Source organism: Streptomyces niger, assembly GCF_000718305.1.
GTDB lineage: Bacteria > Actinomycetota > Actinomycetes > Streptomycetales > Streptomycetaceae > Streptomyces > Streptomyces niger.
The window spans coordinates 215,881-227,849 of sequence record NZ_JOFQ01000002.1 but is presented as its reverse complement, the minus strand read 5'-3'; the positions used below and the strand labels follow the sequence as shown (position 1 = coordinate 227,849).

General features: G+C 73.3%; 9 protein-coding genes. 6 read left to right on the top strand and 3 right to left on the bottom strand.

What is annotated here, in order from left to right; genetic code table 11:
- The first annotated feature begins 63 nt into the window (after positions 1-63).
- Complete coding sequence (locus tag IF20_RS04880; RefSeq protein WP_052863700.1) at positions 64-435, top strand: chorismate mutase; 372 nt, start codon at positions 64-66, stop codon at positions 433-435.
- 748 nt (positions 436-1,183) lie between these two features.
- Positions 1,184-2,209 (top strand): LPXTG cell wall anchor domain-containing protein, encoded by a 1,026-nt coding sequence (locus tag IF20_RS04875; protein ID WP_052863699.1) that lies wholly within the window; start codon positions 1,184-1,186, stop codon positions 2,207-2,209.
- A gap of 63 nt (positions 2,210-2,272) precedes the next feature.
- On the opposite strand, the gene IF20_RS04870 is transcribed toward IF20_RS04875, so the two are convergent.
- From IF20_RS04870 to IF20_RS04860, 3 genes are all read right to left on the bottom strand, one after another.
- A complete protein-coding gene (locus tag IF20_RS04870; RefSeq protein WP_052863698.1) occupies positions 2,273-4,090 on the bottom strand; it encodes a GMC family oxidoreductase in 1,818 nt (605 codons plus the stop codon).
- 99 nt (positions 4,091-4,189) lie between these two features.
- On the bottom strand, positions 4,190-5,812 hold the full coding sequence (locus IF20_RS04865; RefSeq protein ID WP_052863697.1) for a succinic semialdehyde dehydrogenase: 1,623 nt from the start codon (positions 5,810-5,812) through the stop codon (positions 4,190-4,192).
- A 138-nt stretch (positions 5,813-5,950) separates the two neighbouring features.
- On the bottom strand, positions 5,951-7,648 hold the full coding sequence (locus IF20_RS04860; protein ID WP_052864040.1) for a serine/threonine-protein kinase: 1,698 nt from the start codon (positions 7,646-7,648) through the stop codon (positions 5,951-5,953).
- Between the two features lie 95 nt (positions 7,649-7,743).
- Between IF20_RS04860 and IF20_RS04855 the strand changes: the two genes are divergently transcribed.
- From IF20_RS04855 to IF20_RS04840, 4 genes are all read left to right on the top strand, one after another.
- Positions 7,744-8,217: a hypothetical protein gene (locus tag IF20_RS04855; protein ID WP_052863696.1), complete on the top strand. Its 474-nt coding sequence runs from the start codon at positions 7,744-7,746 to the stop codon at positions 8,215-8,217.
- A 237-nt stretch (positions 8,218-8,454) separates the two neighbouring features.
- The gene (locus tag IF20_RS04850; RefSeq protein WP_052863695.1) at positions 8,455-9,465 is read left to right on the top strand and encodes a hypothetical protein; all 1,011 of its coding nucleotides are present in this window, start codon (positions 8,455-8,457) and stop codon (positions 9,463-9,465) included.
- Positions 9,466-9,783: 318 nt separating this feature from the next.
- Positions 9,784-10,437, top strand: a complete 654-nt coding sequence (locus IF20_RS04845; protein ID WP_052863694.1) for a response regulator — start codon at positions 9,784-9,786, stop codon at positions 10,435-10,437.
- Positions 10,438-10,682: 245 nt separating this feature from the next.
- Complete coding sequence (locus IF20_RS04840) at positions 10,683-11,897, top strand: sensor histidine kinase (RefSeq protein ID WP_052863693.1); 1,215 nt, start codon at positions 10,683-10,685, stop codon at positions 11,895-11,897.
- Positions 11,898-11,969 lie beyond the last annotated feature (72 nt).

The window sequence follows — 11,969 nt, the reverse complement described above, 5'->3', positions numbered from 1 at the left end:
CCGGGGCGCTGGCGTTTCTCCGGGTGGTGCGGTTCCGGGGCCGGCAGACCCCAGGAGACGGACATGAGCAGCAGCAACCGGGCGACGGCAGTGAGCGCGACCGTGACCGGGACCACGGCGGCCGGGCACGCGCCGGCCGGCGCGACGACGGTGGCCGGGCCCCGCCCCGAGACCGGTGCGCGGACCGACGAGGCCGCCGCCCTGATCGGCGACGCACGCCGCCGGATCGACGATCTCGACGGCCGGATCATCGGCCTCGTGCAGGAACGGATGGCCGTCTCGGCGGTGATCCAGAAAGAGCGCATCGCCTCCGGCGGGCGCCGGGTGAACCTCTCCCGCGAGATGGAGGTCCTGGAGCACTTCCGGGAGCAGCTGGGCCGGCCCGGCACCGCGCTCGCGATGACGCTGCTGGAGCTGTGCCGCGGGCGCATCTGAGTTCGGGCGGCCTCTCACCCGTACGGACCGTGACCGGGCGGCGCGGGGCTTCGTTGTTCCCGGTGCCACGCCAGCCAGGCGCGGCCTGCAGGGCTACGCGTAGACGCCGCCCCGTGGGCGGGAACGCCGGAGCGATGAGACGCCTGCCGCGCTGAAGCGGCCGGCGCCGTGGGACCTCGCTGCGGTGCTGTGACCGGTCGGCAGGGGACAGCAGTCCGGTCACATCCGATGGGGCGGTCGGCCCCGGGGACGCCTGGGGCCGACCGCATCCGGTCGAAACGGTTGCGCCGGATGAGGCGTATCCAGCACGATGCATGAAGAGCCAAGCACCTCGGACCGGGGTGGCTTCCGGCATCGCCATTGGTCTATACCACCGGAACGTATCGTTCCTGCAGACGACAGGCGGTACCGGCCATCCCAGTACGCCCCAAAGCCTCATAGGCGCTTCCCCCCAGCGCCTTCCTTCGGCGCCGCCGCTGCCCTGACGCCGGCGCCGGGCAGCAAGGGCCCCGCGGTCGCCCGCACCCCCTCGCGGACGGCGCCCGGGGCCCTTCGCTCTGCCCCCTCCCTGCCGGGCCCCCCGCTGCGCCCCTCTCGCAAATATGCGCGATCTTGCGTGCAACCTTTTCGGCATACGGCTGGTCATGTACGTGTAAACGCACGGCCATACCGCGCCCCACCGCGACGGCCCGCTACCGCTTTCGTGCCGCCCACTCGGCACTCCGGACCCCGAAGAGGTCTTGACACGATGAAGCTTCGCCGTGCACTGACGGCTGCCGCAGCGACGGCCGTCCTCGCTCCCACCGCGCTGCTGGCGGCGCCCGCGGCGTTCGCGACGGACGAGCCCGGCACCACGCCGTCCGCCGAGGCGCCGACGGAGCCGGGCGACGGGGACACCACGACCGACCCGACGACCGACCCGTCCGAGCCGACCACTCCGGCGCCCTCCGGGTCCGCCGGGCCGACGGAGCCGCCGACGACGGACGAGCCCACCGCTCCCGGCCCGAGCGTCGACCCCTCCCACCCCACCGACGACCCGACCGACGGCACCACCCCGCCGGCCACCGACGAGCCGACCGACGAGCCCACCGAGGACCCGACCTGCGAGGACGCGTCGGACGAGGCGGCGATCTCCACCACGCTGCGCGGGCTGCCCAGCAAGGTCGTGGCGGGTTCGGGCTGGCACAACTTCACGTTCCGCGCCTCGAACACCTCCGACAAGGCGATGAAGTCGGTCGACGCGTACGTCATGCTGTCGGCCATCGACAAGGGCGACTTCGACGACGTCTCCGGCCTGCTGAGCGTGCAGTGGTACGACGAGGACGCCGGTGCCTGGGAGAACGTCGACGAGTACGGCTACTTCGCCTCCCTCGCCGACCTCGCCCCCGGTGAGTACGCCGACGCCAAGCTCCGCCTGAAGGTCGACGCCAAGACGCCGGGCAGCTACGGCTTCGCCTTCGCGGTCGGCGCGTACCACGACGAGGACGACCTCTGCGGTTACTCGGAGGGGTCGGAGTACGAGTTCGACGTCCTGGTCGCGGGCAGCAACCCGGGCAACGTGCCGCCGGCGACCGGCAAGCCGAGCGACCACAAGCCCGGCAAGCCCGCTCCGCAGGGCGGGCTGAAGGAGCTGCCGGTCACCGGCAAGCTCGCCGAGACCGGTTCCTCCTCGGCGCTGCCGATGATCGCGGCGGTGGCCGGGGTCACGATGGCCGTGGGCGCGGGTGCGATCTTCGTCGTCCGCCGTCGCAAGACGGACGGTGTTGCCGCGTAACACCGGCGACTGCGTGAGGGGCCGCACCTGGTTCGCCGGGTGCGGCCCCTCATGCGTGAGCGGTCAGCTCTTCGCCTTCGGCGGGATCGCCGGTACCGGCACGAAGGGCAGCTTCAGGGCCGCGAAGGCCTTCTCCGGTACCGCCGGGTGGTGCGGCTCCACCGGCGACAGGCGTTCGTAGGGGCGGCCGGGGGCCGGGCGCGGGTCGGCCTCGCCCTTGTTCGGCCAGAGGGACATCGCGCGTTCGGCCTGGGCGGTGATGGTCAGGGACGGGTTGACGCCGAGGTTGGCGGAGACCGCCGAGCCGTCGACGACGGAGATGCCGGGGTGCCCGTGGAGCCGGTGGTACGGGTCGATGACGCCGTGGTCCGCGTCCTCGCCGATCGGGCAGCCGCCGAGGAAGTGGGCGGTCAGCGGGGTGCCCATCAGCTCGCCGACGTTGCTGCCGGCGAAGCCGTTGATCTCCTCGGCGATCAGGGTGGCGGCCTCGGTGGCGGCCGGGATCTGCGCCGGGTTGGGTGCGCCGTGGCCCTGGCGCGCGGTGAGCAGACCCTTGCCGAGGCCACCCGGCTTCCGGTACGTGGTCAGGGAGTTGTCCAGGGACTGCATGACCAGGCCGATGATGGTCCGCTCGGACCAGCGGCGGTTGGAGAGCGAGCGGGCCAGCAGCACCGGGTGGCGCACGGTCCTGCCGAGCCAGCCGAGGACGCGGGCCGCGCCGCCGTCGCGTACGGGGACCTGGAGGATGGACAGGCCGCCCATCGCGTTGGAGCCCTTGCCGTAACGGACCGGCTCGATGTGGGTGTTGGCGTCCGGGTGGATGGACGAGGTGATCGCGACGCCGCGGGTGAAGTCGACCTTCTGCTCGCCGGTCTTCTTCCGGTACCGGCGGTTGTCGGTCAGCGCGCCGACCAGGGCCTCGGAGTTGGTGCGGGTCAGCTCGCCCAGCTTGGGCGAGAGGTGCGGCAGCAGGCCGGTGTCCTTCATCCGGTGCAGCAGGGTCTGAGTGCCGTACGTGCCGGCGGCGAGCACGACCCGGCGGGCCGTGAAGATGCGGCCCTTGCCCTTGCGCTTGTCGTCGGTGGGCAGGGTCTGGACGGCGTGGCCGCCGCGGGAGTCCTCGGTGACGGCGACGACGGAGGTCATCGGGTGGATGACCGCGCCCGCCTTCTCGGCGAGGTAGAGGTAGTTCTCGGTGAGGGTGTTCTTCGCGCCGTGCCGGCAGCCCGTCATGCACTCGCCGCATTCGGAACAGGCCCTGCGGGACGGGCCCGCGCCGCCGAAGTAGGGGTCGGGCGCCTCGCCGCCGGGCGTCGCCTTCGCCGTGCCGTCGGCGTCCTTGCCGTCGCCGAAGAAGACGCCGACGGGGGCGAGGTGGAAGGTGTCGCCGACGCCCATCCGCTCGGCGGCGGCCTTGAGGTGGACGTCGGAGGGGGTCACGGTCGGGTTCAGCCGTACGCCGAGCATGCGCTGGGCCTGGTCGTAGTACGGCTTGAGCTCGTCCTGCCAGTCGGTGATGTGGCCCCACTGCTGGTCGTCGAAGAACTGCTTCGGGGGGACGTAGAGGGTGTTGGCGTAGTTGAGCGAGCCGCCGCCCACCCCGGCGCCTGCCAGGACCATGACATTGCCGAGCAGGTGGACGCGCTGGATGCCGTAGCAGCCCAGGGCCGGGGCCCAGAGGTAGTTGCGGATGTCCCAGGAGTTCTTGGGCAGCGTCTCGCGGGTGAAACGGCGGCCGGCCTCCAGTACGCCGACGCGGTAGCCCTTCTCGGTGAGGCGGAGGGCGGTGACGGAGCCGCCGAAGCCGGAACCTACGACGAGGACGTCGTAGTCGTAGCCGTCCGCGGGCTCCTGGTTCTGGGCAGAGTTCTCCCCTGGCATCGGCTCTCCTCGGGTGCGCGCGGGTGCGGTTCGGGTGCGGGGTGCGGCCTTCTGGTGGTGAGGGGTGGACGTGCGGGTGGGGCGTGTGGGTGGGGCAGGTCAGCGGAGACGGAAGGCCTTCATGGCCTTCAGACTGCGGGACATGAACGCCGCGTACTTCTCGTCGTCCATGCCGAACGACGGGGCGAGCGGCATGACCCGCTGGTGGGCGACGGTCTGGGCCTCGGTGTACTTGAGGATGCCCTCGGAGCCGTGGCGGCGGCCGAGGCCGGAGTCGCCCATGCCGCCCATCGGGGACTGGACGCTGCCGTAGCCCGCGGCGTAGGACTCGTTGACGTTGACCGTGCCGGTGTTCAGCTCGGCGGCGACCTTGCGGCCGCGGCGGCCGTCCTTGGTCCAGACGCTGGAGTTCAGGCCGTACGGGGTGGCGTTGGCGAGGGCGATCGCCTCTTCCTCGGCGCGGAAGCGGTAGAGGGAGACGACCGGGCCGAAGGTCTCCTCGTGGCACACGGCCATCGGGGCCTGGACGCCGTCGAGGACGGTGGGCTCGTAGAAGAGCGGACCGATGTCGGGTCGCGGCCGGCCGCCCGTGAGCAGCTTCGCGCCCTTGGCGACGGCCTCCTCGACGTGCCGGGTGACGGTCTCCAGCTGGCGCTCGCCGACGAGCGAGCCCATGTCGGCGCCGTACGCGAGGGCGTTGCCCAGCCGCATGGCCTTCGTACGGGCCACGAAGCGCTCGGCGAACTCGTCGGCTATCGACTCGTGGACGTACAGCCGCTCGATGGAGATGCACAGCTGGCCCGCGGAGGAGAAGCAGCCGCGGACGGCGCCGGCGGCCGCCTTGTCGATGTCGGCGTCGTGCAGCACCAGCATGGCGTTCTTGCCGCCCAGTTCGAGGGAGCAGCCGACCAGCCGGGCCGCCGCGCCCTGCGCGACCTCGCGCCCGGTGCGGGTGGAGCCGGTGAAGGAGACGTAGTCGGCGTGCTTGACGACCTCGGGGCCGACGACCGGCCCGTCACCGATCACGACCTGCCAGACCTCCGGCGGCAGGCCCGCCTCGATCAGCTGCTCGCGGGCCCACAGGGCGGTCAGCGCGGTCTCGGTGTCGGGCTTCATCACGACGGCGTTGCCCGCGACGAAGGCGGGGAGGGCGTCGCCGACGGACAGCTCGAAGGGGTAGTTCCAGGGGGCGATCTGGCCCACCACGCCCTTGGGCTTGCGGAGTTCGGTGACCTTGGTGAGGGTCGGCACGACGCCGGTGTGGCCCTTGGGCTTGAGGTACGCGGGGGCCTTGCGGCCGTAGTGGCGGGCGGCGACGGCGACCGCCTGGACCTCTTCGTGGGCGTGCAGCCGGGCCTTGCCGGTCTCCAGCTGGATGAGATCCAGCACCTCGGCCTGGCGCTGGAGGACCAGGTCGTGGAAGCGGAGCAGGATCGCGGCGCGCTTGCGTACCGGGGTGGCCGCCCACTGGCGCTGGGCGACGCGGGCCCGCTCGAAGGCGTCCGCGACGTCCTCGGGGGTGGACTCGGGCAGCTCGGCGAGGACGTCGCCGGTGAACGGCGTGTGGTTCGCCGTCCGGCCGCTGCCCACCACGCCGCGCGTCAGGCGGGCGACCAGGTCCTTGGTGACCACGTCGGCAGCGGTGCGGGTGCCCGCCGCTGCGGAGGCGACCGGGTTGCCGTCGGCGGGTGCGGTCTGTGCGGTGTCCAGCGAGTCCGTCATGGCGCCGAGGGTATGCCTCCGCGGAGGCTTTGTGTACCCGCCGGTAATAGGTTTTCACCGACCGCCCACAATCGCGCCAGTAATCGCTGGCCAGAACGCCGCTGGGCAGGGGATTCAATGCCGGCGGGTGGCGGACGGTCAGCCCGTGGCCGGGGTTCGCAGCACCTGGAAGGTGGCCAGCGCGGTATCGAAGTGTCGTTTCGCCACCGCCCGGTCGCCGAGCGGCGCGGAGATCCACACGTCGTACATCCGGCCGCCCTCGGTCCAGCTGAGGTCGTAGGTGCGGCGCGGCCCGCCGTCCCCGGATCCGCCGTCCCAGGTGAACTCCCACAGCGCCGCCCGGTGCCCCTGGTGGGTGGTGGCGGTGACCCGGCCGTCGCGGTAGCCCCGGTAGTTCTGCGGCCCCTTGATGTGCGCCTCCCGCATCGTGCCGAGCGGCCCGCCGGGCTGCGGCGGCTGGACGTGGATGCCCAGCCGGAACCGCTTGCCGGCCGAGTAGTAGTACACCCGCGGCTTCTCATAGGACCGCGTGAACCCGTCCGGCACGACGAGCGCGAAACCCTGCGGGTCGCGGACGGTGCGGTAGCCGGGCGGGGCGGTCGCGCCCGGACCCGGATTCCCCGACGCCGTCGCGCTCGGACCCGGATTCCCCGACGTCGACGCCGTCGGGGCCGGCCCCCGCCCGCCGTCGCCGTCCGTCCCCTTCAGCACCAGGACCGCGGCGCCGGCACCCGCGCCCGCCAGCGCCAGCGCGGCCGTCACGGCGAGCAGCACGGTACGGGTACGCCCGGTGTGCGGCCGGGCGGCGGCGGCCAGCGCCCGCCCGTCCAGCGCGTCCCGCAGCGGCGCGGACGCCCCCCGGGCGGGCGCGGGCGGCAGCGGCACCTGCTCCTCGGGCGTGAGGTCGGCGCCCGGCTCCGGCATCCGCCCGGTCTGGAGGTAGCCGCGCAGCAGCCGCTCGGTGCCCGCGACGGTCAGCCGGCGCTCCGGGTCGCGCTCCAGCAGCCCGCTGACGACCGTGTGCAGCGGCCGGGCCGCCTCGGGGATGCGGATCTCGTCGGAGAGCACGGCGTGCAGCACACCACCGAGGGAATCGCGGTGGAAGGGCGTCCGGCCGCCGCTGAGCACCGTGCACAGCAGCACACCCAGCGACCACAGGTCGCCCTCGGGACCGTGGCCGCGGCCCGACATCCGCTCCGGCGCGGTGTACTCGGGCGAGCCGACGAACGTCCCCGACTCCGTCAGCGTCGACCCGCCCGGCACCTGCGCGATGCCGAAATCGGTGAGCACCACCCGGCCGGTGCCCGCCTCCAGCAGCACGTTGGCGGGCTTGATGTCACGGTGCAGGACACCGTTGGCGTGCGCCACGCGCAACGCACCGAGCAGCGCGACCCCGATGCGGGCGGCCTCCCTCGGGGCCAGCGGGCCGCCGGTCGCCAGCCGGTCGGCCAGCGAACCGCCGTCCACCAACTCCATCACGATCCACGGACGGTCGTCCTGGGTCACCACGTCGTGCACGACGATGACGTTCGGGTGCTTGATCTGCGCGACCGTACGGGCCTCGCGCAACATCCGCTCGCGCAGGACGGACACGTCCCCGGCCCCCCGAAGGCCGTCCGTGCCGCGGAAGCCGTCGGTGCCACGGAAGCCGCCGTTACCGCGCGAGCCACCGCTGTCACCGAGATCGTCGTCGAGGTTCAGCTCCTTCACCGCGACCTGCCGGCCCAGCAGTTCGTCGGTGGCCCGCCAGACCGTGCCCATCCCGCCACGGCCGAGCCGGCCCGCCAGCCGGTAGCGGCCGGCGATCAAGCGGCCGTGTCCCCCGAAGCTCCCCATGGAGGCCATCTTGCCCCACCGTTCGCGAAGCGGAAGAAGGCACCGACCGCTCCGCACCCTGTCGCGAACGGACACCCAAGTGATCAACTGGCCATATGGAGGCAGTAGTCACGAGCGTGGTCGCGGTGGTCGGCACGTTGCTCGGCGCCGGCACCACCCACCTTTTCCAGCGCCGCGAGACCGAACGCAGCCACGCTCTCGCCCGCGAGGAGAAGTTGCGGCAGGAACGCATCGACGCGTACTGCGCCTACGCGGGAGCCCTGCTGGAGTACCGCAGGGTGCTGGTCCACCGGTGGTTCGTCCTGCACGAGGGCGACGAGCTCTGCGGCGAGGACACACCCGAGCTGCGCGAGGAGCAGTACAAGGCCCGGCGCGCCGCCCATGAGGCGATGTTCCGCGCCCAGATGGTCAGCGACGACGCCGGGGTGGTGGAGCTCGCCGAGCAACTGATGGCGGACGTGACGGAGCTGCACTCCGTCGAGACCCGGCGGTCGCTCACCGAACTCCGCGCCCACACCCGCCAGGAGATCCGCGACTTCGTCTCGCTGGTCGCGGGACGGCTGCGCTGAGCGGCGCGCGACGCGCCCGGTCCCGTTCCGTCCCGTCCCGTCCCGTCCCGTCCCGTCCCGTCCCGTCCCGTCCCAGGAGACATACCGCGGGGCCCGCAGCACACAGAGGGAACCTCCGCGCGCACGCGCACCGTCCTTGAACAATGACAGGGGACGGCGGGCGCACCGCACGACGGGCGACCGCGGACGACGGCACGACGCACGGCGCGACGACGCACGGCGGATCGGGGGTCGGTCATGGTGATGCGGGACGGCGGACTGCTCGACGTACGGCCGGGCGCCGACTCCGGCCGGGCCGCTCCCGAACACAGCGGCGCCTATCTCGCGGCCGGACTGGCCCTGGCGCTGTACGCGGGCGCGCTGCTCGCCTGGGTGGTGACCGGCGCGGTCGACGCCCGGGTGAGCCCCCTGGACTTCGCCGAAGGCCTCTTCAACCCGCTGGCCGGGCCGGTGGGCGCGCTGGAGCCGCAGGAGTGGGCGCTCGCGGTGGCGCTGGCCGCCGTCGCCGGGGCGGCGCTGGCGCAGCGCACCGTCGCCCGCCCCGCCGCCGTCCTGCTCGCCTGCCTCGTCCTCGCCCGCTCGCTGCGGGAGGGCGTCGGGCTGCTGCACCCCGGGTACCGCTCCGCCTACCGCTTCGAAGCGATGGGCGGCTGGACGCTGGCCACCCACGTACTGGGCCTGCTGACCGGCATCGTCGTGCTCTGCGTCCTGCTGCCCGCGCGCCCCGAAGCGCACCAGGGCCGGGACGCCGGCTCCTGGTGGCAGGGCCGGGTCTCCCGGATCTGCGGGGTGCTGTTCCTGCTGGCCGGGCTGTTCGAGACGGCCTGGATGGTGCGGCTGCTCACCGCGGGCGCGCAAGGGACGGGGTCCTACCTGGCCGGCGCCGTCGACGCGGCGGTGAGCCCGTCGGTGGACGCGCCGGTCGCCGGGGTGGCCTTCTCCGCCCTCGCCTCGCTCGCGACCTGGCTGATCGTCGGCCGGCTCGCGCTGAGCGGGCGACGGGACGTACGGGGCGCGCTGCTGGTCTTCGCCGCCGTCCAGCTCTACCTCGTGGTGCGGACGGTGGTGGGCTACACGGTCACCGGGGCCTTCGGCGCCGGGACGCGGACCGTCGAGGGAACGCTCGACCTGGCCTGCACCGCCTACTTACTGGCCGCGATGACCTCGGTACTGGTACTCACCACGGGGCGGGCGTTCAGCCCCCGCCGCGGCAGCACGCACTCCTGGGCGCGCACCCGACCCGAGTGAAACCGGGCCGGGAGAGAAGCGGGCCGGGTGAGAACGAACCGGGAGAGAAGCGGGCCGGGTGAGAACGGGGCCGAAGAGGACGTTCGGTACCGAACACACCGATGGCGGCCGTCGCGTGTGGGGGTCGCGGCGGCCGCCGGTGTGAGCTGCACCGCGTGACCCGCTCGTGGCCTCCTCAGTGGTGCAGCATGAGGAGCACTCTGCCCGCGGGTGCCGTCCCGCGGCATCCTCCGCAGGTCGCGTGCGGACCCCCGCCCAACGGCGGGGGTGCGGGCCCGCCTCGCGGAGTCGGTACGGCACGACAGGAAGGGGCGACCGGTGATCCGTGTCGCTGTGGTGGACGACGAGCGGTTGGTCCGGTCCGGGCTGCGGATGATCCTGGGAACGGCGCCGGACGTGGAGATGGTCGCGGACTGCGGCGGCGCCACGGCCGTCGAAACGGTACGGCGCAGCGGAGCCGAGGTCGTACTGCTCGACATCCGCATGCCGGACGTCGACGGTCTCACCGTACTCCGCGGACTGCGGGCCGCGCCCGAACCCCCCGCCATCGCCATGCTCACCACCTTCGACGCGCAGGAGTACCTGACCGCCGCGCTGCGCGAAGGCGCCGCCGGCTTCCTCCTGAAGGACTCCGACCCCGAGCAGCTGATCCGCGCCGTGCGCACGCTCGCGGCGGGCGGCAGCGTGCTGGACCCGGGCGTCACCCGCGCCGTCATCGGCGGCTACCTCACCGCCGAGACGCAGGCCGCCGCCGCGGAGGCCGTACGCGCCCTCACGCCGCGCGAGTCGGAGGTACTGGCACTGCTCGGCGAGGGCCTGGGCAACGCACAGATCGCCGGCCGGATGGGCCTCGCGCCCAGCACGGTCAAGGACCACGTCAGCGCGCTGCTCGCCAAACTGGGCGGCATCAACCGGGTACAGGCGGCGATCGTCGCCGACCGCGCGGGACTGGTCACGGGAGGCCCCAGATGAGACCGACCGACACGCCCCCGGAAACGCCCTCGGAAACGGCCTCGGAAACGGCCTCGGTGACGAACGCGGAAGGCACGGGAGGCACGGAGGGCGCGGGAGCCATGAGAGGCACGAGAGGCACGAAAGGCACGGAAGCCATGAGAGGGCCGGGAGGCGAGCCAAGCACGGCGGACAGGAGAGGAGCGGGAGGTGCGGAAAGTACGGGCGGCATGAGAGGACCGGGAAGCGAACCAAGCACGGCGGGCATGAGAGGGCCGGGAGACGCGCAAGGCGCGGGGGACATACCGGCGGCCGCCCGCCGCACCGGCATCCGCGCGCCCCGACTGCGCCGACAAGCCGTCCTCGTCGTCCCCGCCCTGCTCGGCATCGCCGACTCCTTCCTCGTCAACGACGTCGACCAGCCCCTAGAGCTGGGCGTCTCCCTCTTCGCCGCGCTCGCCCTGCTGCTGCGCCGCCGGCTGCCGCTCACGGTCTTCCTGGCGACCCTGCCGGGCCTCTACATCGGCTACATCTGGTTCGCGCCGATGATCGCCCTGTACACGGTCGCCGCACTGCGGCCGAGCCGCCTCCGGCTCGGTGCCTGCGCGTTCCTGCTGATCGCCGCGCACTTCTTCCCGTACCCGATCGGCGACTGGGAGCCGACCGCATACCGGGAGAACACCCTCGTCCTGATCGACGCCTCGGTGACCTCCGCCGGGCCGATCGGGCTGGGCCTGCTGGTACGCACCCGGCGCGAACTGGCGGCCCGGGTCGCCGACCTCACCCGCAGCCTGGAGCGCGAGGACCGGCTGATCGCGGACCGCGTGCTGGCCACGGAGCGGGCCCGGCTGGCGCGCGAGATGCACGACGTGGTGGCCCACCAGGTCAGCCTGATCAGCCTGCAGGCGGGCGCGCTCCAGGTCGCCTCGGAGGACGCCGGGGCGCGGGAGGGCGCGCGGACGATCCGGCAGCTGTCGGTGAGCACGCTGGAGGAGCTGCGGCACATGGTCGGCATCCTGCGGGCCGCGGGCGGCAGGGCACCCGAGGAGCAGGACGGGGCGGCGCAGCCCGCGCCGGCGCCCCAGCCGGACCTGGCCGAACTGCCGCGGCTGATCGAGATGTCGGCGCTGGACGTGACGTACGAGAACGGCGTGGAGGGGGACGCGCCGACGGACCGGACGGTGGAGCGAGCGGCGTTCCGTACGGTCCAGGAGGCGCTGACGAACGTCCGCAAGCACGCGCCGGGCGCCCAGGTACGGATACGCGTCGCGCAACCGCCCACCGCCGAGGCGGGCCTGCTGGTCGAGGTGCGGAACGGGCCGCCGGACGCGGACGCGGACGCGCCCCAGCTGCCCGGCGGCGGTCACGGCCTCGTCGGCCTGCGGGAACGCGCACAGAGCCTGGGCGGCACGCTGGAAGCCCGCCCGACCCCGGACGGCGGCTTCGTCGTACGCGCGGAATTCCCACCACGGGCGGCCTGAGGGAGCGGCGAGATCGGAGGAGCGGGGGGGAGAAGCGCCCGGGGGGGGACGGTGCCGGGGCGTTGTCGGACC